Annotated in this window: 26 protein-coding genes; 18 read left to right on the top strand and 8 right to left on the bottom strand. The window is 72.6% G+C overall.

The annotated features are described in order from the left end of the window. Positions 1-83 precede the first annotated feature (83 nt). Positions 84-1,361, top strand: coding sequence for a peptidase C39 family protein (locus ETU37_RS23420; protein ID WP_206053757.1), 1,278 nt, complete (start codon positions 84-86; stop codon positions 1,359-1,361). Further along, positions 1,355-2,539 carry a C39 family peptidase gene (locus tag ETU37_RS06075; RefSeq protein ID WP_129986353.1) on the top strand — a complete coding sequence of 395 codons (1,185 nt, stop codon included), beginning with the start codon at positions 1,355-1,357 and terminating at the stop codon, positions 2,537-2,539. Before ETU37_RS23420 ends, ETU37_RS06075 begins: the two co-directional genes overlap by 7 nt. On the opposite strand, the gene ETU37_RS06070 is transcribed toward ETU37_RS06075, so the two are convergent. Further along, positions 2,526-4,052, bottom strand: coding sequence for a molybdopterin-dependent oxidoreductase (locus tag ETU37_RS06070; RefSeq protein WP_240755565.1), 1,527 nt, complete (start codon positions 4,050-4,052; stop codon positions 2,526-2,528). The genes ETU37_RS06075 and ETU37_RS06070 overlap by 14 nt on opposite strands. A gap of 60 nt (positions 4,053-4,112) precedes the next feature. Here ETU37_RS06070 and ispF point away from each other — a divergent pair, with 60 nt between their 5' ends. After that, a complete protein-coding gene (gene ispF, locus ETU37_RS06065; protein WP_129986349.1) occupies positions 4,113-4,592 on the top strand; it encodes a 2-C-methyl-D-erythritol 2,4-cyclodiphosphate synthase in 480 nt (159 codons plus the stop codon). Between the two features lie 12 nt (positions 4,593-4,604). On the opposite strand, the gene nirD is transcribed toward ispF, so the two are convergent. Beyond that, positions 4,605-4,991, bottom strand: a complete 387-nt coding sequence (gene nirD / locus ETU37_RS06060) for a nitrite reductase small subunit NirD (protein WP_276319671.1) — start codon at positions 4,989-4,991, stop codon at positions 4,605-4,607. A gap of 420 nt (positions 4,992-5,411) precedes the next feature. Between nirD and ETU37_RS06055 the strand changes: the two genes are divergently transcribed. The 12 genes from ETU37_RS06055 to ETU37_RS06000 all read left to right on the top strand — a co-directional run bounded on the left by ETU37_RS06055 (position 5,412) and on the right by ETU37_RS06000 (position 14,771). Next, complete coding sequence (locus ETU37_RS06055) at positions 5,412-6,392, top strand: thiamine pyrophosphate-dependent dehydrogenase E1 component subunit alpha (protein WP_129986347.1); 981 nt, start codon at positions 5,412-5,414, stop codon at positions 6,390-6,392. Between the two features lie 19 nt (positions 6,393-6,411). Further along, a complete protein-coding gene (locus ETU37_RS06050; protein WP_129986345.1) occupies positions 6,412-7,437 on the top strand; it encodes an alpha-ketoacid dehydrogenase subunit beta in 1,026 nt (341 codons plus the stop codon). A gap of 3 nt (positions 7,438-7,440) precedes the next feature. Continuing rightward, complete coding sequence (locus ETU37_RS06045) at positions 7,441-8,685, top strand: dihydrolipoamide acetyltransferase family protein (protein WP_129986343.1); 1,245 nt, start codon at positions 7,441-7,443, stop codon at positions 8,683-8,685. A 99-nt stretch (positions 8,686-8,784) separates the two neighbouring features. Then, positions 8,785-9,771 (top strand): sugar-binding transcriptional regulator, encoded by a 987-nt coding sequence (locus ETU37_RS06040; protein WP_129986341.1) that lies wholly within the window; start codon positions 8,785-8,787, stop codon positions 9,769-9,771. After that, complete coding sequence (locus ETU37_RS06035) at positions 9,768-10,154, top strand: transcriptional regulator GutM (RefSeq protein ID WP_129986339.1); 387 nt, start codon at positions 9,768-9,770, stop codon at positions 10,152-10,154. Before ETU37_RS06040 ends, ETU37_RS06035 begins: the two co-directional genes overlap by 4 nt. Positions 10,155-10,287: 133 nt before the next feature. Beyond that, entirely contained in the window at positions 10,288-10,911 is a 624-nt protein-coding gene (gene srlA, locus ETU37_RS06030; protein ID WP_129986337.1) for a PTS glucitol/sorbitol transporter subunit IIC, read from the top strand. Then, positions 10,908-11,501 (top strand): PTS glucitol/sorbitol transporter subunit IIB, encoded by a 594-nt coding sequence (locus ETU37_RS06025; RefSeq protein ID WP_129986335.1) that lies wholly within the window; start codon positions 10,908-10,910, stop codon positions 11,499-11,501. Before srlA ends, ETU37_RS06025 begins: the two co-directional genes overlap by 4 nt. A 21-nt stretch (positions 11,502-11,522) precedes the next feature. After that, entirely contained in the window at positions 11,523-11,894 is a 372-nt protein-coding gene (locus tag ETU37_RS06020; protein ID WP_129986333.1) for a PTS glucitol/sorbitol transporter subunit IIB, read from the top strand. Then, positions 11,891-12,295 (top strand): PTS glucitol/sorbitol transporter subunit IIA, encoded by a 405-nt coding sequence (locus tag ETU37_RS06015; RefSeq protein ID WP_129986331.1) that lies wholly within the window; start codon positions 11,891-11,893, stop codon positions 12,293-12,295. The genes ETU37_RS06020 and ETU37_RS06015 overlap by 4 nt, the downstream gene beginning before the upstream one ends. Continuing rightward, complete coding sequence (locus ETU37_RS06010; RefSeq protein WP_129986329.1) at positions 12,292-13,614, top strand: NAD(P)H-dependent oxidoreductase; 1,323 nt, start codon at positions 12,292-12,294, stop codon at positions 13,612-13,614. Before ETU37_RS06015 ends, ETU37_RS06010 begins: the two co-directional genes overlap by 4 nt. Before the next feature lie 69 nt (positions 13,615-13,683). Further along, entirely contained in the window at positions 13,684-14,463 is a 780-nt protein-coding gene (locus ETU37_RS06005) for an IspD/TarI family cytidylyltransferase (RefSeq protein ID WP_240755564.1), read from the top strand. Continuing rightward, the gene (locus ETU37_RS06000) at positions 14,460-14,771 is read left to right on the top strand and encodes a hypothetical protein (RefSeq protein WP_129986327.1); all 312 of its coding nucleotides are present in this window, start codon (positions 14,460-14,462) and stop codon (positions 14,769-14,771) included. The genes ETU37_RS06005 and ETU37_RS06000 overlap by 4 nt, the downstream gene beginning before the upstream one ends. 97 nt (positions 14,772-14,868) lie before the next feature. Here the strand turns inward: ETU37_RS06000 and ETU37_RS05995 are convergent, their stop codons facing one another. From ETU37_RS05995 to ETU37_RS05985, 3 genes are all read right to left on the bottom strand, one after another. After that, the gene (locus tag ETU37_RS05995) at positions 14,869-15,483 is read right to left on the bottom strand and encodes a 2-C-methyl-D-erythritol 4-phosphate cytidylyltransferase (RefSeq protein WP_129986325.1); all 615 of its coding nucleotides are present in this window, start codon (positions 15,481-15,483) and stop codon (positions 14,869-14,871) included. Positions 15,484-15,539: 56 nt separating this feature from the next. After that, positions 15,540-16,457, bottom strand: a complete 918-nt coding sequence (locus tag ETU37_RS05990) for a siderophore-interacting protein (RefSeq protein ID WP_129986323.1) — start codon at positions 16,455-16,457, stop codon at positions 15,540-15,542. Between the two features lie 128 nt (positions 16,458-16,585). Then, positions 16,586-17,071 carry a CarD family transcriptional regulator gene (locus ETU37_RS05985; protein WP_129986321.1) on the bottom strand — a complete coding sequence of 162 codons (486 nt, stop codon included), beginning with the start codon at positions 17,069-17,071 and terminating at the stop codon, positions 16,586-16,588. Between the two features lie 329 nt (positions 17,072-17,400). Between ETU37_RS05985 and ETU37_RS05980 the strand changes: the two genes are divergently transcribed. The 3 genes from ETU37_RS05980 to ETU37_RS05970 all read left to right on the top strand — a co-directional run bounded on the left by ETU37_RS05980 (position 17,401) and on the right by ETU37_RS05970 (position 19,537). Next, on the top strand, positions 17,401-18,045 hold the full coding sequence (locus ETU37_RS05980) for a UbiA family prenyltransferase (protein WP_165372422.1): 645 nt from the start codon (positions 17,401-17,403) through the stop codon (positions 18,043-18,045). Between the two features lie 220 nt (positions 18,046-18,265). Next, positions 18,266-18,736 (top strand): hypothetical protein, encoded by a 471-nt coding sequence (locus ETU37_RS05975; protein WP_129986318.1) that lies wholly within the window; start codon positions 18,266-18,268, stop codon positions 18,734-18,736. A 48-nt stretch (positions 18,737-18,784) separates the two neighbouring features. After that, positions 18,785-19,537 carry a phosphoglyceromutase gene (locus ETU37_RS05970; RefSeq protein WP_129986317.1) on the top strand — a complete coding sequence of 251 codons (753 nt, stop codon included), beginning with the start codon at positions 18,785-18,787 and terminating at the stop codon, positions 19,535-19,537. Positions 19,538-19,550: 13 nt separating this feature from the next. Here the strand turns inward: ETU37_RS05970 and ETU37_RS05965 are convergent, their stop codons facing one another. Genes ETU37_RS05965 through ETU37_RS05955 form a run of 3 tightly spaced genes read right to left on the bottom strand, consistent with a single transcriptional unit; the run spans position 19,551 to position 22,121 of the window. After that, the gene (locus ETU37_RS05965; protein WP_129986316.1) at positions 19,551-20,336 is read right to left on the bottom strand and encodes an ABC transporter permease; all 786 of its coding nucleotides are present in this window, start codon (positions 20,334-20,336) and stop codon (positions 19,551-19,553) included. 10 nt (positions 20,337-20,346) lie between these two features. Beyond that, positions 20,347-21,117, bottom strand: a complete 771-nt coding sequence (locus ETU37_RS05960) for an ABC transporter permease (RefSeq protein WP_129986315.1) — start codon at positions 21,115-21,117, stop codon at positions 20,347-20,349. Continuing rightward, complete coding sequence (locus ETU37_RS05955; RefSeq protein WP_129986314.1) at positions 21,114-22,121, bottom strand: ABC transporter ATP-binding protein; 1,008 nt, start codon at positions 22,119-22,121, stop codon at positions 21,114-21,116. The genes ETU37_RS05960 and ETU37_RS05955 overlap by 4 nt, the downstream gene beginning before the upstream one ends. Between the last annotated feature and the right edge of the window lie 27 nt (positions 22,122-22,148).

Here is a 22,148-nt window from a genome sequence, read left to right as displayed (position 1 = left end):
TGAGGGCCGCGACCGACCCGGCGCGGTGGCGAGACGGTTGGGAAAAGAGTCAACTCCTGGGACGGAGGTCGTAGAGTTTGCTGGTGCTTCCCCGCCTCCGGCCGGCCCTGCCGGTCGCCCTCGCCGCCCTCACCCTCGCCGCCGGTGCGACGCTCGTCACGACGCCGGCCGACGCGAAGGCCGCCGCTCCCGGCAGCCGCAGGGTCGCCTACGCCGCCTGGGACGCCGGCGCCGCGCTCGCGACCGGCACCGCGAAGGCGGTCCGCGTCGCCAGGGGCACGGTCCGGCTCGACGCCCCGACCGCGACCAGCAAGGTCGGCCGCGCGACCTACCAGCGCGGCTCGTGGACGTCGCCCTGGGCGACGCCCGGGTTCGCGTTCACCGAGCTCGTCCCCTCCTGGGACGCCGCGACGCCGGAGGGCACGCTCCTGCGGGTCCAGCTCCGCGGGCGCACCGCCGACGGCCGCACCAGCAGCTGGGACGACCTGGGACGCTGGGCGTCCGGCGACCAGCAGTTCCGGCGTACCTCCCGCGGCAGCCAGACCGACGACCTTGCGCGGGTCGCCACCGACACGCTCGTCGCGGCGACGCCGATGACGTCCTGGCAGGTGCGCGTCACGCTGCTCCGCAAGGTCGGCTCGCCCGCGACCCCGAGGGTCGACGTCGTCGGTGCCGTCGCGTCCGCGATCCCCGCGTCCACGTCCGTGAGGACCAGCCGCCCGCGCAGCAGCACCCCCGTCGAGCTCCCCGTCCCGGCGTTCAGCCAGATGGTCCACGAGGGCCACTTCCCGGCGTACGGCGGCGGCGGCGAGGCGTGGTGCTCGCCCACCTCGCTCGCGATGGTGCTCGCCTACTACGAGGCACTGCCGAGCGACGCGGAGACCGCCTGGGTCGGGCGCAGCCACCCGGACCGGGTCGTCGACCACGTCGCCCGGATGACCTACGACCACGGCTACGACGGCACCGGCAACTGGCCGTTCAACACCGCCTACGCCGCGACCCTGACCGACAAGGCGTTCGTCACCCGGTTCGCGTCAATGCGCGGCGTCGAGACGCTGGTGCGCGCCGGCGTCCCGGTCATCACGTCGGTCACGTTCGGTCGGGGCCAGCTCAGCGGGGCCCCGATCTCCTCGACCAACGGCCACCTGCTCGTCGTAGTCGGCTTCACCGCCGACGGCGACGTCGTGGTCAACGACCCCGCCGCGGCGAGCAACGACGGCGTGCGCCGGGTCTACGACCGCGCCCAGTTCGAGAACGCCTGGCTCAAGCGCGGCCCCGCCGGCGGCTCCGGCGGCGTCGGCTACGTCGTGCACGACAAGGCGCACCCCCTCCCCGCCCGAGGTGCCTCCACGGCATGGTGACGCCGCAGATCTCCCTGCACGTCTGGCGCGACGCGGAGCTCGCCGCCGGCACGCACGTCGGCACCCTGGCCACCCCCGAGGGGCTCGAGTACGGCGAGGACGCCGGCTGCCGCAGCTACACCGACCCGTTCGGCGACGGCAGCGCGCGCGGCTACACCTGGTCGTCGTGGCTGTCGCCGGAGGTGCGACCGGGTCACGCCTTCAGCGACCTGGTGCCGTCGTGGAACGCCCGCACGCCCGACGGCTCCTGGATCGAGGTCGAGGCCCGCGCCAGCCAGGACGGCGTGCGCTGGTCTCGCTGGTGGGTCCTCGGCCGCTGGGCCGAGACCGACACCGCGATCCACCCGACGACCGTCCGCGACCAGCGCGACGAGACGACCCGCGTGCGCGTCGAGGAGCTCGTCGCCACCCACGGGACCCGCTGGCAGGCCTACCAGCTGCGGGTCACGCTGCTGCGCCCCGCCGGCAGCGACGCGCGCCCGACGCTGTCGCTGGTCTCCGCGGTCGTCTCCGGCGGCCCGACGACCGGCCCGGACCCGAGTCGCCCCGGCGGCACCGGGCACGGCCGCGAGGTCGAGGTCCCGCCGTACTCCCAGCAGCTGCACCGCGGCGAGTACCCGCAGTGGGCCAGCGGCGGCGAGTCCTGGTGCTCGCCGACGTCGATCTCGATGGTGCTCGGCACCTGGGGGCTCGGCCCGTCGCCCGAGGAGTACGACTGGGTCGATCCCGGCTACCGCGACCGCTTCGTCGACCACGCGGTGCGCTTCACCTTCGACCACGCTTACCACGGCGCCGGCAACTGGTCCTTCAACACCGCCTACGCCGCGCTGTACGGCACCGAGGCGTTCGTGACCCGGCTGCGCGACGTCGCGGAGGCCGAGGAGTACGTCGCCGCCGGGATCCCGCTCGTGGCGTCGGTGGCGTTCGAGAAGGACGACCTGCCGATGGCCGGCTACCGCACCTCCGGGCACCTACTGGTGATCGTCGGGTTCGACGAGCACGGCGACGTGATCGTCAACGACCCGGCGTCGCACCGGGTGCCGAGCAACGACGAGGTGCGCACGGTCTACCCGCGCGCGGCGTTCGAGCGGGTCTGGCTGCGCTCGCGCGGCCTCGTCTACGTGATCCACCCGGCGGACGTGCCGCTCCCGCGGACGTCGCCCGTCATGACGCCGTGAACCCGATCGTGTGCCAGCCGGTGGCGCCGTCCGGCACGACGTCGGCGATTGCGGCGGTCTGGGTGTAGCCGCTCTTGTCGGTCGCGCGCACCGCCAGGGTGTGGTCCCCCGGCGGCACGTCGAGCGTCGCGGACCACTGCACCCAGGTGTCGGTGCTCGGCACCCCACCCAGCACGGCCTCGGCCCAGGCGTTGCCGTCCAGCCGCACCTCGACCCGCTCGATGCCGGTGTGCTGCGCCCAGGCCTGACCGCCGACGCGCACCCGGCCGGACGCGACCTCGTCGCGGTTGCGCGGCACCTCGATCCGCGACTGCGTCTTGACCGGGCCCTGGGCCGACCAGCCGCGCTCGGTCCAGTAGGCCGTGAACTTGTCGAAGCGGGTCACCTCGAGGTCGACGACCCACTTCGTCGCCGACACGAAGCCGTAGAGCCCGGGCACCACCATGCGCACCGGGAAGCCGTGGTCGACCGGGAGGGGCCGGCCGTTCATGGCGACCGCGAGCAGCGCGTCGCGGCCGTCGGTGAGCGCCTCGATCGGCGTACCGCAGGTCCAGCCGTCCGCCGAGGTCTGCTTGACCGCGTCGGCGTCGGGCGACACCCCGGCGCGGGCGAGCACGTCGGCGATGCGCACGCCGCTCCACCAGGCGTTGCCGATCAGGTCGCCGCCCACCTCGTTGGAGACGCAGCACAGCGTCACCCAGGCCTCGGTGAGCTCGGTGTCGAGCAGGTCCTGGTAGGTCAGCGTGACCTCCCTGTCGACCATCCCGTGCACGCGCAGCCGCCACTCGGTCGGGTCGATCGCCGGCAGCACCAGCGCGGTGTCGATCCGGTAGAACGCGTTGTTCGGCACCCGCCACGGCGTCAGGCCGGCGAGCCCCACCTCGGCGCCGGCCGGTGCGACGCCACGCGTCGCCGGGAGCCGCAGCAGCCGCCGGGTCGTCTCGATCGCCCGCCGGCTGCGACCGAAGAACCGGCCGCTCACGCCGACCCCGATCGCCAGCACGGTGGTCGCGCCCGCGAGCAGCACGAACCGGCGGGAGCCCACCGGCCGCTCCGCCTCGGCGGGCCGCTCCTCCGGGACCGCGTCGACCAGCACGGCGAGCAGCACCACCCAGGTGACGGCGCCGGCGGCCAGCGGCAGCACGGAGACGGCGGTGAAGCCCGGACGCACCAGGGCGGCCACGAAGGCCAGGACGAACATCGCGAGGAAGACGAGGTTGGGCAGCACCCGGCTCCGCGCGCTGAGCACGCCGGCCAGGGCGCCGAGCCCGAGGACCGCCAGCGTCACGCCCGCGACCAGGATCGGCTTGTCGTTGCGGCCGACGAGGCCGATGAGCAGCTCGGCGACCGGTCCGGGCGTGATCGCGATGACCACCTCGGCGACCGACTGGATCGGGGTGGCCCGGGCGTTCAGCAGGTTCGTCAGCGCGTGCGCGACCGCGACGCCGGCCCCGCCCGCGATGGCACCCGCCAGCGCGAGGTACCAGCGCGACCTGCGCACCTCCGTCGTCACACCTCCATGTTCGCTCATCCCGGCAAGGCGGACGGGCCGGCACCCGGGCATGATGCGGGCATGCCTCTCCCCCGCACCGGCATCGGCACCGACGTGCACAAGCTCGCCGACGGCGTCCCGATGCACCTGGCCGGACTGGCCTTCCCGGACGAGCCGCAGGGTCTGGCCGGGCACTCCGACGGCGACGTCGCCGCGCACGCGTGCTGCGACGCGCTGCTGTCGGCCGCGGGCCTCGGCGACCTCGGCTCCCACTTCGGTACGGCGGAGCCGGAGTGGGCCGGCGCGTCCGGTGCGCGGCTCCTGGCCGAGACGGCCCGGCGCGTCCGCGCCGCCGGCTACGAGATCGGCAACGTCGCGGTCCAGGTGATCGGCAACCGGCCGCGGATCGGGCCCCGCCGGGCCGAGGCGCAGCTGGCGCTGTCGCAGGCCGCCGGTGCGCCGGTCACGGTGTCGGCGACGACCACCGACGGCCTCGGCCTCACCGGCCGCGGCGAGGGTGTCGCCGCGATCGCCACCGCGCTCGTCGTGACCACCGGCTGACCCGTCCCTGGCTCACGGGCCGCGGAACGTGAGCCGCGGGCCGACGTACACCGTCCCGTCGACGATCCGGACCGGGTAACTGGGCACCGACACGTGCGGGTCGTCGAGGCAGCGGCCGGTGCGCAGGTCGAAGGCCTTGCGGTGCACGGGCGACGCCACGAACGGCACGCCCCCGCGGGTGCCGACGATGCCCTTCGCGAGCACGCCGGTGCGGGTCAGCGGGTCGTGGTTGCCCAGCGCGTAGACCTGGTCGTCGTACGTGCGGAACAGTGCCACCGCCGTGCCCTGCGCGAGCGCGGTGACGCCGCGCTCGACGGGGAGCGCCACGAAGGCGCAGACCGGGTTCCACCCGTCCTCGGCGCCCTCGGCGGCCGCCGGCGTCGATGCGATCGTCCCCACGCGGCCACGCTAGGAAGCAGACGTTATCCCCGCGTCGCGGTCGTGTTTCAGCAGTGAAAACGAACGGCGCGCCGGACCGGGCGATCGTCGCCGGCCACGGGCCACCGGGACGCCGTTGTCCCGGAGCCCGTTGCTTCTCGACCAGTCCCAAGGGCGGGCCCGTGGCCGGCGCGATCGGTGTTCCGACGACCCCGGGATCTCCAGGGAGGGCCGGGGCTCCCGGGGTCGTGACGACGACGCTAGGCATTCGATGTTTCCGGCGCCCACGCCCGCTGTGTCCGGTCTGTGAACTCTCTCGCCGGACGTCTTCCGGAATCCGGGGGGCTGGTCCGTTCGGGTCTTGCCAGCGGTGACGTCCGTCACCTACCGTGCGTACATACGTGAAAACCATATGCACAGATGTGCAGATAGGACCGTAGCATGAGCAAGCTCGGCGACGACGCGACGACGGCCACCCGCACCCTGAGGACCATGTGGCAGATCCGCCGCTTCGAGGAGGCCGTGGACGACCTCTTCGCCCGCGGCCTGATGCACGGCACCATGCACCTGTCCATCGGGCAGGAGGCCTCCGCGACCGGCACCTGCTTCGCGCTGCGCGACGACGACGCCATCACCTCGACCCACCGCGGGCACGGGCACTGCATCGCCAAGGGTGCCGACCTCGAGCGGATGATGGCCGAGCTTCTCGCCAAGGAGACCGGCTACTGCCGCGGCCGCGGCGGCTCGATGCACATCGCCGACGTCGCGACCGGCAACCTCGGCGCCAACGGCATCGTCGCAGGCGGCATCCCGATCGCCGCCGGCGCCGGCCTCGCCTACCAGCTGCAGGGGCTGGACCGTGTCGTCGTGAGCTTCTTCGGCGACGGCGCCGCCAACGAGGGCGCGTTCCACGAGGCGGTGAACCTGGCCGCGATCTGGAAGCTGCCGGTGATCTTCCTCTGCGAGAACAACAAGTACGGCATGTCCTTCTCGACCGAGAAGTCCTTCGCCATCGAGAACATCGCCGACCGTGCCGTCGGCTACGGCATCCCGGGCGTCACCGTCGACGGCAACGACGTCGAGGCCGTCAACGAGGTCGTCGCCGCCGCCGTCGAGCGCGCCCGCAACGGCGAGGGCCCGACCCTCGTGGAGTCCGTGACCTACCGCTGGAAGGGCCACTCCAAGTCCGACAAGAACCTCTACCGGACCAAGGAGGAGATCTCCGAGTGGCGTGACCGCGACCCGATCATCCGGTTCGAGCGGTCCGTGGTCGAGCGCGGCGTCCTCGACCAGGCGGCCATCGACGCGGTCCGCGCGCAGGCCACCGAGGACATCCGCACCGCCGTCCGCGCCGCCAACGCCGCCCCCGACGCCCGCCCGGACGACCTCCTCGAGGCCGTCTTCGCCCCCGCCACCGCCTGACCGCGCAGGAGCCGCCACCATGACTGCCACCCCCACCGCTCCCGCCGGCACGACCGACCAGGGACGCGTGATCACCTACAGCGAGGCCGTCCGCGAGGCGCTCGCCGAGGCCATGTCGGCCGACGAGCGCGTGTTCGTGCTCGGCGAGGACATCGGCGTGTACGGCGGTGCCTTCGGCGTCACCGGGGACCTCTACCACCGCTTCGGGGCGGAGCGGGTCCGGGACACCCCGATCTCCGAGCTCGGGATCGTCGGCGCGGCCGTCGGCGCCGCGCTCGCGGGCATGCGGCCGGTCGTGGAGATCCAGTTCTCCGACTTCACCTGCCAGGCGATGGACCAGATCGTCAACCAGGCCGCCAAGATCCACTTCATGCTCGGCGGCGCCGCCGAGGTGCCGATGGTGCTGCGCGCCCCGCTCGGCTCCGGCACCGGCGCGGCCGCGCAGCACTCGCAGAGCCTCGAGGCGTGGTTCGCGCACGTGCCCGGCCTCAAGGTCGTGATGCCCGCGACCGCCGAGGACGCCAAGGGCCTGCTGCTGTCCGCGATCGACGACCCCAACCCGGTCATCGTGCTCGAGCACAAGCTGCTCTACCGCACCTCCGGCCCCGTGCCCGAGGGCGCCGGCCGGGTTCCCCTCGGGAAGACCGCCGTACGCCGTCGTGGCCGCGACGTCACGATCGTGGCCACCGGCGTCATGGTGCAGCGCAGCCTCGAGGCCGCTGAGCGCCTCGCCGCCGACGGCATCGACGTGTCCGTCATCGACCCGCGCACGCTGAGCCCGCTCGACGACGCCCCGATCCTCGAGGACGTCTCGCGGACCGGCCGCGCGCTGCTGGTGCAGGAGGCACCGGGCCACGTCGGCTTCACCGCCGAGATCGCCTCGCGCATCGTCGAGTCGCCCGCGATCTACCGGCTGCTCGCACCGATCCGCCGGCTGAGCGGTCTCGACGTGCCGATCCCCTACGCCCCGCAGCTCGAGACGGCCGCCGTCCCCCAGGTGGACGGCATCGTCGACGCCGCCCGCTCGCTGATGAAGGACTCCTGACCCATGGCGCGCATCCCGATCCTGATGCCCAAGATGTCCATGACGATGACCGAGGGCGAGGTGTCCTCCTGGCTGACCAAGGTCGGCGACGAGATCGCCGTCGGCGACGTCGTGTGCGAGGTCATGACCGACAAGGTCGACATGGAGGTCGAGAGCACCGCCGCCGGCACGCTCGTCGAGATCACCGTCGAGTCGGGGATGGTCGCGGTCGGCGAGCCGATCGGGTACCTCGAGGGCGAGGAGGACGGCCTCGGCCTCGGCGACCTGCTCGCTCCCGAGCCGGAGCCGGAGCCGGAGCCCGAGCCCGCCGCCGCGGCCGCACCGCTGCCCGCGGCCGACACCCTCGCCCCCGACCACTCCGACGACCACACCGAGTGGGAGGCCGTGCCGTCCCAGCCCGGGCCGGTCGCCGCCGTGCCGCGCGCCCGCGGCCTCGCCCGCGAGCGCGGCGTCGACCTCGCGACCGTCACCGGGTCCGGCCCCGAGGGCCGCGTCACCGTGGCCGACGTCGAGCAGGTCAGCCGGCCGGCCGCACCGGCCGCACCCGCGGCCCCGGCGCCGGCCGCTGCAGCCCCGGCCACCGCGGCGAAGCCGCAGAAGGACCGCAGCGCGATGATCCGCGCCGCCGTGGCCCGCAAGATGACCGAGTCCGCCGCCGTCCCGCAGTTCACCGTCTGGCGCGACGTGCTCCTCGACGAGGCGAACGCCGTACGCCGGCAGCAGGGCGTGTCCTGGACGACGTCCCTGCTGCAGGCCTACGCCGCGGCGCTCCGCGAGGTGCCCGACTTGCTGAACCGCTGGGACGCCACGGCGCTCGACGGCCGGGGCGCCGCCGTGCCCAGCGGCCCGCCCGCCGTCGCGCTCGCGGTGGCCACCGAGGGCGGCCTGCTCGTGCCGGTGTTCCTCGAGCCCGACGCCCGCGACCCGCGCGAGCTCGACGCGGAGGTCAAGCACGTCGTCACGGCGGCCCACAGCGGTCGCCTCGACCCGGCGTACCTCGGCGTCGCCAACGGCTCGCTGTCCAACCTCGGGGGCATGGGCGTGGACCGCTTCCAGGCCCTCGTCACCCCGCCGCAGGCGAGCGTGCTCGCACTCGGCTCCATCAAGCCGCGCCCCGTCGCCGTCCCCGGCGGTGTCGGACTGGCCCTGACCCTGACGGCCGGCCTCACCGTCGACCACCGGGTCGGCGACGGGGCGCACGCCGCCGGCCTGCTCGACGCGTTCGTGCGCCGGCTGACCCAGGCCTGAGAACCACCCGAAATGACCACGCTTCCGCTGCTTGACGTGACCGGCGTCACATGCTCGAATACGTGGACAGATGTGAGAACGATCCGCACAGAGGTGAACATGCCCGCTCCGCGCGACCCCAGCACCCTGCTGGCCGCGGCGCGCCTGTACTACCTCGAGAACCAGTCGCAGGCCGAGATCGCCCGCGAGCTGGGGACCTCCCGGTCCAACGTCTCGCGGATGCTCACCGAGGCCCAGAGGCAGGGGATCGTCACCATCACGATCAACGACCCGTCGGGCCGGGTGCCCCAGCTCGAGGAGGAGCTGCGGCACCGGTTCGGCCTCATCGACGTCCGGGTCGCCCAGCGCGGTCCGGCCGTCTCGGTGAAGGTCGAGGACCAGGTCGGGCAGCAGGCGGCCCAGCTGCTCATGGAGCGGGTCGCGGACAACATGACCGTCGCGCTCTCCTGGGGCCACGCGCTCCAGGCGATGGTCTACGCCGTGGAGGTGCAGCGCGACTACCACCTCACCCTCGCCCAGCTCGTCGGCGGCCTCTCGTCGATCAGCAACGAGATCAGCGGCGCCGAGCTCGTCCGCGAGCTGGCGACCAGGCTCGGGGCCGACTACGTCAACCTGCACGCTCCGGCCACCCTCACCTCGGCGATGGCTCGCGACGCCCTGCTCGCCGAGCAGTCGATCGTCGAGATCCTCGACCTCGCCCGCTCCGCCGACCTGGCGTTCGTCGGCATCGGCACGCCGAGCCACGGGTCGTCCGCCGCGATCCTCTCCTCGCTGCAGCTCACGCCGCGCGAGGAGAAGGAGTTCTGGGCCGCGGAGCCGGTCGGCGACCTGGCCGCCCGTTACTACGACGCCGAGGGTCACGAGGTGAAGGGCGCGGTCGCCGCCCGCATCCTGGCGCTCGACCTCGATGACCTCCGCAACATCCCCAACGTCGTCGGGGTGGCCCACGGCCGGGCCAAGACCCCCGGTGTCCTCGGCGCCCTCCGGGGCCGTCTCGTCGACTCCCTGGTGTGTGACGAGGTGCTGGCTCGCATGCTGCTCAGCGAGCCCACCCCGGTTCCCCCCGAACGAAGGAAGAGCTCATGACCCCCCTCCTGCTCCTCGCCGCGGTGGTCGGCGGCACGATCATCCAGCAGGTCCTCGCCTACCGGCAGAGCCAGGAGTTCAACCGCGCGACCCGCGCGCTCCGCAAGGACGGAGCCGTCAGCGTGGGACGCGGAGGACGCCGCTACCGGGGTGGGCGTGCGTTCGTCGCCATCGCCGTCGACGACCGCGGGTTCGTCCGCAACGCGGTCAGCCTCCAGGGATGGACCACGTTCGCCCGGAGCCGTCCGCTCCCGGCGCTCTTCGGGGTCAAGGTCAGCCAGCTTCGCGGCGACCGCGACCTGACGGGCGTCAGCCCACAACAGCGGGAGGCAGCCCGGCAGGCGGCCGACTTCCTGAAGAACCGCAGGCCCGCACCCGCCTGAGGCGCACAACCGGCGCCGGTCGAGGGCGGCAACCCCCGACCGACGCCTCCACCGAGGGATACCTCAACCACTGAACCGGTGCCAGGCAGCACCACCACGGCCAGGAATCTGGCCCGCTCGATGAGGAGTCATCATGCCACTCGCACACCTGGCGGCAGGCATCGCCTTCGCCGCCGAACAACCACAAGTCGATGAACCCACCGGGTTCTTCGGCGTTCTCGCCAACGCGGCGGACTGGTTCATCGGGCTGTTCCAGGCCGGCGGCGAGGTCTTCGTCGGCCTGGTCGTGGGGATCATCCCGACCCTGATCGTGCTGCTCACCTTCGTGAACGCACTGATCCACATGATCGGGCCCGAGCGCATCGACAAGGTCGGCGAGTACGCCGCACGGCCGGGCATCATCTACTACCCCGTCCGGTACCTGATCTTCCCGGGCCTCTCGGTCTTCTTCCTGACCAACCCCATGTGCTACACGATGGGCCGCTTCCTGCCGGAGCGCTACAAGCCGGCGTTCTACGACTCGGCCGTGAGCTTCGTGCACCCCATCACCGGCATCTTCCCGCACGCCAACGCCGGTGAGCTCTTCGTCTACCTGGGCATCGCCACCGGCATCACCCAGCTCGGCCTCAACACCAGCGAGCTGGCCGTCCGCTACCTGCTGGTCGGCCTGGTCGTGATCCTCATGCGGGGCATCGTGACCGAGCTCATCACCGCCCGCATGATGCGGCGCTCGACCACTGAGGAGGTGGCGGCATGACCACGACCGACACGACGAAGTCCGGTGGCGGCGGCGCCATGAACACCTTCAACAAGGTCCTGGTCACGGTCGGCAAGACCGTCGGCGGCGTGGTGGGCACCCTCTACCAGGCCGGTCGCGACTCGATCGACACCGTCATCCGGAACATCCTGCCGTTCATGGCGTTCATCGCCGTGCTCATCGGCATCATCAACGAGACCGGCCTCGGCGACTGGCTGGCGCACCTGATCGAGCCGCTGGCGAGCAGCCTGCTCGGCCTGGTCGTGATCAGCATCTTCTGCGCCATCCCGGTGCTCTCGCCGGTGCTCGGCCCCGGCGCCGTGATCGCCCAGGTGGTCGGCGTCCTGCTCGGCACCCGGATCGGTGCCGGCGACATCCCGCCGCAGTACGCACTCCCGGCGCTGTTCGCCATCGACCCCCAGGTCGGCTGTGACTTCATCCCGGTGGGCCTGGCCCTCGGCGAGGCGGAGGAGAAGACCGTCGAGATCGGCGTGCCCGCCGTGCTCGTCTCCCGGCTCTTCACCGGTCCGGCGTCGGTGGTCATCGCCTACTTCGCCAGCTTCGGGCTCTACACGTCCGCGAGCAACTAGCCCAACCAGAGGAGTACACCGATGCCCGACTACAAGTCCGTCCGCGTGTCCAAGGGTCGAGGTGGCTGGGGTGGCCCGCTCACCATCACCCCCACCGAGGACAAGCCGCTGATCGCGTCGATCACGGGCGGGGGGATCCACCCCGTCGCCCAGCGGATCGCCGACCTCACCGGCGGCGAGGTGATCGACGGCTTCTCCGGCTCCGCACCGTTCGACAAGCTGGCCGTCGCCGTCATCGACTGCGGTGGTACCGCCCGCGTGGGCGTCTACCCGATGAAGAAGGTCAAGACGGTCGACATCCACGCGACGAGCCCTGCGGGACCCCTCGCCCAGTTCATCACCGAGGAGCTCTTCGTCTCCGGGGTGAAGCCCGACGACGTGGAACAGACATGACGGCCTCCGGCGCGACGGTCGTCTACGAGTCCGAAGTCACGCAGGTGGGCGGCCAGGTCGAGGCCTTCCTCGGCCATGGCCTGCTCATCTTCTTCGGGGCGCAGTCACCGGTGGAGCTGCACGACATGTCGGTGCTGCACAAGGCGACCCTGGAGGACGACGGCCCCCGGGCCGGCGACCTCCTCCAGGTCGGGAGCACCGAGCTCGAGGTCCTCGCCGTCGGACCCGTGGTCCGCGACAACCTCCTCAACCTCGGCCACCTCGACCTCAAGGCCGACGGCCGCACCGAGCCCAACCTTCCCGGCGACGTCTGCGTCCGGGTCGGCGACCTGCCCCTGCTGCGGGTAGGCGACCACTTCCGAATCACCCGTCCAGGAAACTCCAGGGAGCAGCACACATGAGCTACCGCGCACGTCTCCAGGCCCGCGAGGCCGAGATCGGCCGCCCGCTCCGCGTGGGGCTGGTCGGCGCCGGGCAGATGGGCCGCGGCTTCGCGGCCCAGCTGCTCCGGATGCCCGGCGTCAGCCTCTCCGCCGTCCTCGACGTCCAGCGCGACCGCGCGGAGGAGGCGCTCACCCAGGCCGGCATCACGCCGGACGGCGCCACCACCACCGACGCGGCCGTGCAGGCCATCGAGAACGGGGGATCCGTCGCCCTCGGCGGCATCGACGAGCTGGGCGCGCTCCCGCTCGACGTCGTCGTCGAGGCGACCGGCGTACCCGACGTCGGCGCCCGGGTGGCGCTCGAGTCGCTGCTCAGCGGCAAGGGCATCGCCACCCTCAACGTCGAGTCCGACGTCACCATCGGCGCGCTGATGAAGGTCGTGGCCGAGAAGGCCGGAGCGATCTACTCGGTCTGCCGCGGTGACGAGCCGGTCGAGACCAAGATCCTGGTCGACTACGCCCGGGACCTGTCCTTCGACGTCGTCTGCGCCGGCAAGGGGAAGAACAACCCGCTCGACATCTACGCGACCCCCGAGTCGCTCGCCGAGCGCGCCCGCACCAAGCAGATGAACCCGAAGATGCTGTGCTCGTTCGTCGACGGCTCCAAGGCGATGATCGAGATGGCCGCGCTGGCCAACACGACGGGCCTCGGGGTCAGCACCCGCGGCATGCACGGCCCGCCGTCCACGGTGCCCGAGCTGCACCAGACGTTCGCCCTCAAGGAGGACGGCGGCGTGCTCGAGAAGGCCGGGGTGGTGGACTACTGCACCGGTCCGGTGGCCCCGGGCGTGTTCGTGGTGGTCCGCACCGACGACCCGTACGTCAACCACGAGATGACCTACCTCCAGATGGGTGACGGGCCGTACTTCTCGCTGTACCGGCCCTACCACCTCGCCAGCATCGAGGCACCGCTCACGGTGTGCGAGATGGCGCTCGACAACCGGCCGTCGCTGGTCGCCGAGCACTGGACCGCCGAGGTCGGGGCGACCACCAAGCGGGCGCTGCAGGCCGGCGAGAAGATCGACGGAGTCGGCGGCATGATGGTCCGCGGCCTGATCGACGACGCGTCGGACTTCGCGCGGGACGGCGCCGTACCGCTCGGCGTGCTGGCGGGGGCGACCCTCAAGCACGACGTCCCCGTCGACCACCTGCTCACCTACGACGACGTCGACCTCGACGAGTCCTCGACGATCGTCAAGCTGCGCCGGATGCAGGACGCGATGGCCGAGTCCGGCGTCCCGTCGCTCGACGACCTGGCGGCGTTGATCCGCCGCTGAGGATGCGCCGCACGAGCACGCAGGCCCCGGGCGCCGTCGGCGCCCGGGGCCTGCGGCTACCGTTGGCGCGTGCCCCCCACCGGTCCGGTCCCGCCGCGCGCTGCCCTCGTGATGCTGGCCGCGGGCGAGGGCCGTCGGGTCGGGCACGACACCAACAAGGTGCTGCTCCCGCTGGCCGGCCGCCGGGTCTTCACGTGGGCGGTGCGGTGGGCGACGACGCTCCCCCACGTCAGCCACGTCGTGCTCGTCGTCCGGGACGGCGACCAGGAGACCGTGCGGTCGACCCTCGCCCGCGAGCTGCCCGACACCGAGGTGGTCGTGGTGACCGGCGGCTCGTCGCGGCACGAGTCGGAGTGGAAGGCGCTGTGCGCGCTGCGTCCCGCGATCGAGGCCGGTGAGACCGACGTGGTCGTGATCCACGACGCCGCCCGGCCTCTCGCGTCGGCCGCGCTGTTCCGCGACATCATCCTCGCCGCCGAGGAGTACGGCGGGTCGCTGCCGGTCATCGACCAGCCGGCGCTCACCGCCCTGCACGACGGCGGCGACCGCGTCGACACCCGCACGGTCGCCGTACAGACCCCGCAGGCGTTCCGCGCCGGCCCCCTCCTCGACGCCTACACCGCCGCCGACGCCGAGGGCTTCGTCGGCACCGACACCGCGAGCTGCGTGGAGCGCTACACCGACGTCCCCGTCCACTGCGTGACCGGCGACGCCCGCAACATCAAGATCACCTTCCCCGAGGACCTCTTCCTCGCCGAGCGGCTGCTGGCCAAGGCCGACTACGACCTGTCCGCCGCGCCCCACGTCCGGGCGGCCTGGCGCCGGCACAAGGCGGGTGACGCGCGATGACGATCGAGCACGCCGACCTCGAGTGCGAGCGCTGCGAGCTGGTCACCGAGCACGAGCTGCACTACGCCGGCCGCCTGCTGGAGTCCACGCGCTGCACGCGCTGCGGCCACCACCTGACGATGACCCAGCGCGCCCTCGTCCCGGCGTACCTGCACGACCTCGAGCAGCGCGTCGCCAGCAAGCCGCAGCGGCTCTACCACCGCGCCCTGCGCGACCCCCGGACGTTCTGGACCACGCTCCCCGGCGCCGTGCTGCGCCAGCCCGCCAAGTTCGCCCGCGAGTTCTGGTCGCTGGTCCGGCGGGGGTGAGGGGCCGCGCGAGTCCCTGGTGCACCAGGGACTCCTGCACTTCCAGGCCGACCTGACACCCGGGAAGTGCAGGGGTGGGCCTGGAAGTCCGGGGTGGTCAGCCCTCGTGGACCCGCCGGCCGAGCTCGTCGAGGCACTCCAGCACGCGTACGGCGGACTCGTCGCCGACCCGGCGCGCCATCGACGGCGCCTTCACCAGCCGCAGCCCACCCCGCTCGCGCAGCCAGGCGGCGAGCAGGGCGAAGTCGTCGACCGGCGGGCGCTGCGCGGCCAGCGCGGCCGGGACGACCACCGGCGACGCGACGACGGCGAGCTTGTCCCGGTCGAGAGTGCCGGCGATGCGCTGGTCGACGACGGTCTTCACGGTGTCGGTCACGGGCCGGTAGCCGGCGGCGGCCTCCCCGTCCGACTCGGTCACGACCCGGGCCACGAAGTCCTCGGGCAGCAGCGGGCAGAGCGGGTCGGCCAGCACCACGGTGCGGGCGGCGGAGGACCAGAACGCCGGGGCGGCGACGACCTCCACGTGCAGCCGCCGGCGCTCCACGAACGGCGCGGCCGCGGCGGGGTCGTCGGCCGTGACGACCACGCGGTCGACGACGCCGGAGCGGAGCAGGGCGCGGACCGGGTGGAGGAACATCGGCTCGCCGTGCAGCTCCACGAGCGGCAGCGTCCCGCGCCCCTCGAGGGGCACGACTCCGACGGCAGCACCCACCTCGCACCGCTCCTCGCCGCTCGCCTGACAGGTCGGGTCAGGCTAACAGCGGCGGATCAGCACTCGGGCCGGCCGTCCTTCCAGTAGCCCATGAACGCGACTCCCCGCCGGTCGACGCCGCGCTCGCGGACGAGGTACCGGCGCAGGCCGGTGATGACCGTCGACTCGCCGGCCAGCCACGCGTACAGCCCCGACGTGCGGGCGTCCTCCGGGACGTCCCACAGCGGCGCGTCCTCGGCCGCCTCGTCGGACGGCACCGCCTGCGGCGCGGCGAGCGCCTCGACACCGATCCGCTCGACGGCGGCGCGGACGCCGCCCGGCAGGGCGGAACCGCCGCCGCGGCGCACCAGCCAGGTCAGCCGCAGGCCCGGGGGCACCCGCGCGTCGGTGATGTCGCCGGCGTCGGGCACCTCGAGCACGACCTCGCCGAACGCGTCGTCCGGCAGTCTGTCGACGATCGCGAGCACGGCGGGCACCGCGGTCTCGTCGCCGACCAGCAGGGTCGGGCCGGTGTGACCGGCGGGCGGGCGGAACTCCAGGCCGCCGTGCCGCCCGGCGTACCGGCTGTTCGGTCCCATCAGCATCGCCACGTCGCCGACCTGCGCGGTCGAGGCGAAGCGCGAGGCGGGGCCGCTCTCGCCGTGCAGCACCATGTCGATGTCGACCTCGCGTGCCTCCGGCCGCACGCCGCGCACGGTGTAGGTGCGGATCGTGGGGCGCCGCTCGGCCGGGAGCAGGCGCCACTCGGCGTACCAGCCGGCCGAGCCACCACCCTCGGCCAGGTGCGCGAAGCCACCGTCGGGCGCGGGCAGGACCAGCTTGAGGCGCTGGTCGTAGCCGTTGTCGGCGACCTCGTCGAGGTCCGGCCCGGTCAGGGTGACCCGGACGAAGCTCGGGCTCAGCCGCGTGACGGCGGCGACGGTCACGCGGTAGAAGCGCCAGAGGGGGGTCTCGACGGCGGCGACGGCGGTCATTCGAGAAGGTTAGCCTTACCTAACTCGTCGTCGCCACCCCTGCTCGGGTGCCGGACGCACGACACCCCCGGACCGAGCCGGTCCGGGGGTGTCGACGGTTGTGTCGGTGCGTGAGGCGGGGCCTCGGCTCAGGAGGCGAGCACCTCGTCGAGGAGGGCCTCGGCCTTGTCCTCGTTGGTGTGCTCGGCCAGCGCGAGCTCGGAGACGAGGATCTGGCGCGCCTTGGCCAGCATCCGCTTCTCGCCGGCGCTCAGGCCGCGGTCACGCTCGCGGCGCCACAGGTCGCGGACGACCTCGGCCACCTTCATGACATCGCCGGAGTGCAGCTTCTCGAGGTTGGCCTTGTAGCGGCGCGACCAGTTGGTCGGCTCCTCGGTGTGTGCGGCGCGCAGGACGTCGAAGACGCGGTCCAGGCCCTCCTTGTCGACGACGTCACGGACGCCGACGAGGTCCAGGTTGCAAGCGGGGACACGCACCACGAGATCCTGCTGGGCGACGATGCGCAGCACCAGGTACTGCTTGTCCTCCCCCTTGATCTGTCGGGTTTCGATGTCCTCGATGACCGCTGCGCCGTGATTCGGGTAAACAACCGTTTCGCCCACGGTAAATGTCATGTGCCAAGTACCCCTTCCTAGGTGACTAGGATAACACGTCCCGCGGGCTATCCCTGCCGCGTTTGCGCAGGTCAGAGGCCACATCGAGGCTTGACAGGACCGCGATCCCTGTGCCTCGACCCGCCCGCCGGCGCTTCCGTGCGGGCCCCCGGACGGTGTCCGGGAGGGGTCAGTCCGAGGTAGCCCGGACGGACATAACCGCAGGTCGAACGGCCAGTCCGCGTTGACCCGGGTGCGTGCTGGGACATACTCCGGCCATGAGGTTCCGGAAGCGGCGTGGCCCGGCCGTCTCGCTCGCTCTGGCGTCCCATCCTTTACCGACGATCGCCATGACCGGCGGTCTCACGGCCGCCGCGGCGCTGTCCGGACGGCCGCTGCGCGAGTGCGCGCTGGTCGCGGTCACCGTGCTCGCCGGCCAGCTCACCGTCGGCTGGATGAACGACCTCGTCGACCGCGGCCGGGACCGCCAGGTCGGCCGGCAGGACAAGCCGGTCGCGATGGGCTGGATCGACCCCGGCACGGTCGCGTTCGCCATCGCGGTCGCCACCCTGGCTGTCATCCCGCTGTCGGTCGCCAACGGCACGGAGGCCGGGATCGCGCACCTCGGCGCCGTGGCCAGCGCATGGCTCTACAACCTCTGGTTCCAGAAGAGCTGGCTCTCCTGGCTGCCGTACGCCGTGAGCTTCGGGCTCCTCCCCGCCTTCCTCTCGTACGGCGGGTGGGGCGGCGGGTCGCACGGCAGCCCGCCGACGATCCAGATGACCGTGCTCGCGGCGCTGCTCGGCATCGGCATCCACGTGCTCAACGTGCTGCCCGACCTCGTCGAGGACCGCGAGACGGGCGTCCGGCACCTGCCGCTGCGCATCGCGCTGCGCACCGGCGCGCCTCGTCTGCTCTACGCCGCGAGCGCCTACACGCTGCTCGTCGCCGCCGGGATCGTGTGGACGGCGCTGACGGTCGGCCTGCGGCAGTAGCTGCCCCGGAGTGGGCCTGGCTCCCCGTCCTCGGCCGTCGCGAGCGTCGTCATGTCGAGTGCCTCGCAAGGCGGAGGAGCGAAGGCGACGCGAAGCGTCGTCGAGTCGACGACAACGCCGCGAGGTGCCGACAGGGCGGCGCGCAGCAGGCCATGGGGCGGGGAGCCAGGCCCAGAGATAGACTCTGCGACCGCCAGCGCTCGTACGAGAGGACCCAGTCGTGAACGTTCGTCGTCGCCTCACCACCGCAGCCGTCGCGCTGACGCTGCCCGTGCTGACGGCCGGCCTCTCCGGCTGCGGCTTCGACGCCCCGACCGACCAGCGCTACAACCCCACCGTCGGCGTCAACGCCCAGGACGGCGACGTCGACGCGCTCAACGTGCTCATCGTCTCGGCCACCCCGGGCAGCGGGACGCTCGTGGCGACCTTCGCCAACAACAACCAGGACGAGGGCGACGGGCTGTCCGGCATCACGGGCCGGGGCGTGCAGGTCGAGCTCGGCGACCAGGTCGACATCCCCGCCGGCGGGGTGCTCACGGTCGACGACGGCAGCGCCACGGTGACCGGAGACCGGGTCGAGTCCGGCAACTTCGTCCCGCTGACGATCACCTTCGACAACGCCGAGGCGGTCACGCTGCAGGCCCCGGTGGTGCCGCACAGCGGCCCCTACGAGGACGTCCCGGTCTCCTGACGCCGGACGGCACTCCGCGCCGCGATCGCGCCGCGCTAGCCTGCGGCCATGAGCGCTGAGTCGACCCTGGTCCTGCTCCGCCACGGCGAGAGCGAGTGGAACGCCAAGAACCTCTTCACCGGCTGGGTCGACGTCGCCCTGTCCGAGAAGGGCCGCGACGAGGCGGTCCGCGGCGGCACGCTCATGGCCGAGGCCGGCGTGCTCCCCGACGTGCTGCACACCTCGGTGCTCCGCAGGGCGATCGCCACCGCCCAGCTCGCCCTCGACGAGTGCGAGCGGCACTGGATCCCGGTCCGCCGCTCGTGGCGCCTCAACGAGCGGCACTACGGCGCGCTCCAGGGCAAGGACAAGAAGGCCACGCTCGAGGAGTTCGGCGAGGAGCAGTTCATGCTCTGGCGCCGCTCCTACTCCGAGCCCCCGCCGCCGCTCGACGACTCCTCGGAGTTCAGCCAGGTCAGCGACCCGCGCTACGCCGCCCTGCCCGACGAGGTGCGGCCGCGCACCGAGTGTCTCGCCGACGTCGTCGACCGCATGCTCCCCTACTGGTACGACGCCGTGGTGCCCGACCTGCGGGCCGGCAACGTCGTCTGCATCGCCGCCCACGGCAACTCGCTGCGCGCCCTCGTGAAGCACCTCGACGGCATGTCGGAGGAGGCCGTGGTCGGCCTCAACATCCCGACCGGCATCCCCCTCGTCTACCGGCTCGACGGCGACATGCGGCCGGTGACCAGGGGCGGGGAGTACCTCGACCCCGAGGCCGCCAAGGACGCGATCGCCGCGGTCGCCAACCAGGGCCGCTGACCCCCGGCTCGCGCTACTGGATCTCCAGGGTCGCGCGGCGGCGGCCCTCGGCCTCCAGCAGCCGCAGCGCCACGAGCCCGGCGGCGCCGTAGACGACCCCGAGCATCAGCTCGCGCCCGATCAGGCCCGAGACGGCGGCGAGCGTCGCGCCGGCGGCGACCTCGCGCGCGGCCTCGATCGCGTGGGTGAGCGGCAGCCAGCGCGAGACGGACTCCATCCAGCCCGGCAGCGCGTCGACCGGGATGTTGGCGCCGCTGAAGATCAGCAGCAGGCCGAACAGCACGTTGGACATCACCGCGGTCTCGCGCACCCGGAGGCCGAGCGCGGCGTTGGCCAGGCCGAGCCCGGTGCAGGACACCGCCGCGATGCCCACGATCAGCGCGAGCGGCAGCCAGGACGCGGCGGGGAAGCGTACGCCCAGGAGCAGCCCGCCCACGACGAGGCTGAACATCGACACGATGAAGCCGTTGACCACCACGGGCAGCGACCGGCCGAGGAACAGCGCCACGCGGTTGGCCGGGGTGACCAGCACGATGCCGAGGGTCTGGGTCCAGCGCTCACCGGCGACGGTGTTGGCCATCGCGAAGAGGCAGGGGATGGCGGAGTACTGCACGGCGTTGCCGATCACGTAGAACGCGTCGGACTCCTGGCCCGCGGCCCGGCCCATGTAGGCGAACAGCAGGATCTGCACGATCGGCGCGACGAGCAGCGACGGGACGTAGATCCACGGGCTCAGCCAGTTGAACAGCGCCCGGAAGCTGATCAGGCCGCCGACGAAGAAGATGCGCAGCGAGGTCATCGTCCGCCCCTCACGTCAGGCTCAACGTCGCGTGGCGGCGCGCGGAGCGCAGCACGGTCTCGGACAGCAGCGCCCCGACGACGCCGTACACCAGGCCGACGAGCAGGCACATGACGACGTCGAGCCAGGGCGACTCGCCGTGGGCCGACGCACGGATCGCCTGCATCCCCCAGGTCGGCGGCAGGGCGTAGGAGATCCAGCTGACCCAGGAGGGGAACAGCGTCAGGGGTACGAGGAAGCCGCAGAGCAGCCAGCCGGGGTACTCCAGGAGGTTGCCCATCGCCCACGCCGTCCGGTAGCGCACGACGGCCACCGACAGCAGGAAGCCCAGCAGCGCGACGGAGAACACCGACACCAGGATCGACACCACGAACGCCAGCGGGCTGGCGACCGGCACGGTGATCCCGAACAGCAGCCACGCCCACAGCAGCGTCGACACCAGGCTGAACAGCCCGAGCGACGCCATCGCCGTGGTGATCGGCACCAGCACCAGCGCGAACCGGGTCGGCGACGCCACCAGCAGCTCCAGCGTGCCCAGCCAGCGCTCCCGCTGGAGCAGCCCGCTCGCGGTCGTGGTGACGACCGACCAGATGCCCATCACCGCGGCGCCGAGACCGGCGTAGACGAGGACGCCGGGCTCGTCGCTGCGGCCGTAGAGCAGGAACGCGACGGTGGCGAAGTAGATCGGCCAGATGACCTGGAAGACGCCCTCGAAGACCGAGACCGCGATCATCTTCAGGTGCAGCCAGTAGGAGACGGCGACCAGCCGCAGCACCCTCATGCGGGCGCCCCCGCCGGCTCGGCCGACACCAGCTCGACGTAGGCGTCCTCCAGGGTCGGCTCGCGTGAGCTGACCCGGCCGACGTTGACGCCGTCGAGCGACCCGAGGACCAACGAGGTGACCTCGGCGCCCGGCCGCACCTGGACGATCAGCACCTGCGCCTGGCCGCGCTCCTCGACCGCCGCGGAGCGCACCCCGTCGAGCAGGCGTACGGCGTCGACGGACGTCTCGGGCAGGCCGAAGGTCTCGACCTCCACGACGTGGCCGGCGGTCACGCGCTGCTTGAGGTCGGCGGGCGTGCCCTCGGCGACGATCTCGCCGCCGCGGATCACCGCGATCCGGTCGCACAGCTCGTCGGCCTCGAACATGTAGTGGGTGGTCAGCAGGATCGTCTTGCCCTGCTCACGCAGCGTCGCGATGGTGCCGCGCAGCTCGCGCGCGCCGACCGGGTCGATGCCGATGGTCGGCTCGTCGAGGAAGAGCACCTCGGGGTCGTGCAGCAGGCCGCGCGCGATGTGCAGCCGCTGCCGCATGCCGCGCGAGAAGCCCTCGACCCGCTCCTTCTCGCGGCCGGTCAGGCCGACCATCTCGACGAGCTCGCCGATCCGCTGCCGCTGCTCGCGCGGCGGGACGCCGTACAGCTCGGCGAAGTAGCGGAGGTTGTCGAGGGCGCTGAGGCGTTCGTAGAGGCCACGGTCGCCGCCGAACACGTAGCCGATGTGGCGGCGCACCTCGCGCGCGTCGGCGACGACGTCGTGGCCGAGCACCTCGGCACTGCCGCCGGTGGGCAGCAGCAGGGTGATCAGCATCTTGATCGTGGTGGTCTTGCCGGCACCGTTGGGGCCGAGCAGCCCGAACAGCTCGCCCCGCTCGATGTCGAAGCTGACCCCGCGGACCGCCTCGACCTCCTTGCGCTCCCGGCGGAAGGTGCCGGCGCGGGTGCGGTAGCTGCGGCGGAGGTCGTGGGCGCGGACGACGGGCCGGCCTGACGGGACGGGGACCATGCCCGCGAAGTTAGTCCGGACCACCGA

Source organism: Nocardioides iriomotensis, assembly GCF_004168035.1.
In the GTDB taxonomy this organism is placed as follows: domain Bacteria; phylum Actinomycetota; class Actinomycetes; order Propionibacteriales; family Nocardioidaceae; genus Nocardioides_B; species Nocardioides_B iriomotensis.
The sequence above is the reverse complement of the archived record's forward strand: the minus strand, read 5'-3'. Positions and strand labels throughout refer to the sequence as shown.

Coding starts and splice junctions, on each gene's coding strand:
- ETU37_RS06075 (WP_129986353.1), top strand. CDS start 1,355: ATGGTGACGCCGCAGATCTCCCTGCACGTCTGGCGCGACGCGGAGCTC.
- ispF (WP_129986349.1), top strand. CDS start 4,113: ATGCCTCTCCCCCGCACCGGCATCGGCACCGACGTGCACAAGCTCGCC.
- ETU37_RS06055 (WP_129986347.1), top strand. CDS start 5,412: ATGAGCAAGCTCGGCGACGACGCGACGACGGCCACCCGCACCCTGAGG.
- ETU37_RS06050 (WP_129986345.1), top strand. CDS start 6,412: ATGACTGCCACCCCCACCGCTCCCGCCGGCACGACCGACCAGGGACGC.
- ETU37_RS06045 (WP_129986343.1), top strand. CDS start 7,441: ATGGCGCGCATCCCGATCCTGATGCCCAAGATGTCCATGACGATGACC.
- ETU37_RS06040 (WP_129986341.1), top strand. CDS start 8,785: ATGCCCGCTCCGCGCGACCCCAGCACCCTGCTGGCCGCGGCGCGCCTG.
- ETU37_RS06035 (WP_129986339.1), top strand. CDS start 9,768: ATGACCCCCCTCCTGCTCCTCGCCGCGGTGGTCGGCGGCACGATCATC.
- srlA (WP_129986337.1), top strand. CDS start 10,288: ATGCCACTCGCACACCTGGCGGCAGGCATCGCCTTCGCCGCCGAACAA.
- ETU37_RS06025 (WP_129986335.1), top strand. CDS start 10,908: ATGACCACGACCGACACGACGAAGTCCGGTGGCGGCGGCGCCATGAAC.
- ETU37_RS06020 (WP_129986333.1), top strand. CDS start 11,523: ATGCCCGACTACAAGTCCGTCCGCGTGTCCAAGGGTCGAGGTGGCTGG.
- ETU37_RS06015 (WP_129986331.1), top strand. CDS start 11,891: ATGACGGCCTCCGGCGCGACGGTCGTCTACGAGTCCGAAGTCACGCAG.
- ETU37_RS06010 (WP_129986329.1), top strand. CDS start 12,292: ATGAGCTACCGCGCACGTCTCCAGGCCCGCGAGGCCGAGATCGGCCGC.
- ETU37_RS06000 (WP_129986327.1), top strand. CDS start 14,460: ATGACGATCGAGCACGCCGACCTCGAGTGCGAGCGCTGCGAGCTGGTC.
- ETU37_RS05990 (WP_129986323.1), bottom strand. CDS start 16,457: ATGACCGCCGTCGCCGCCGTCGAGACCCCCCTCTGGCGCTTCTACCGC.
- ETU37_RS05985 (WP_129986321.1), bottom strand. CDS start 17,071: ATGACATTTACCGTGGGCGAAACGGTTGTTTACCCGAATCACGGCGCA.
- ETU37_RS05980 (WP_165372422.1), top strand. CDS start 17,401: ATGACCGGCGGTCTCACGGCCGCCGCGGCGCTGTCCGGACGGCCGCTG.
- ETU37_RS05970 (WP_129986317.1), top strand. CDS start 18,785: ATGAGCGCTGAGTCGACCCTGGTCCTGCTCCGCCACGGCGAGAGCGAG.
- ETU37_RS05965 (WP_129986316.1), bottom strand. CDS start 20,336: ATGACCTCGCTGCGCATCTTCTTCGTCGGCGGCCTGATCAGCTTCCGG.
- ETU37_RS05960 (WP_129986315.1), bottom strand. CDS start 21,117: ATGAGGGTGCTGCGGCTGGTCGCCGTCTCCTACTGGCTGCACCTGAAG.
- ETU37_RS05955 (WP_129986314.1), bottom strand. CDS start 22,121: ATGGTCCCCGTCCCGTCAGGCCGGCCCGTCGTCCGCGCCCACGACCTC.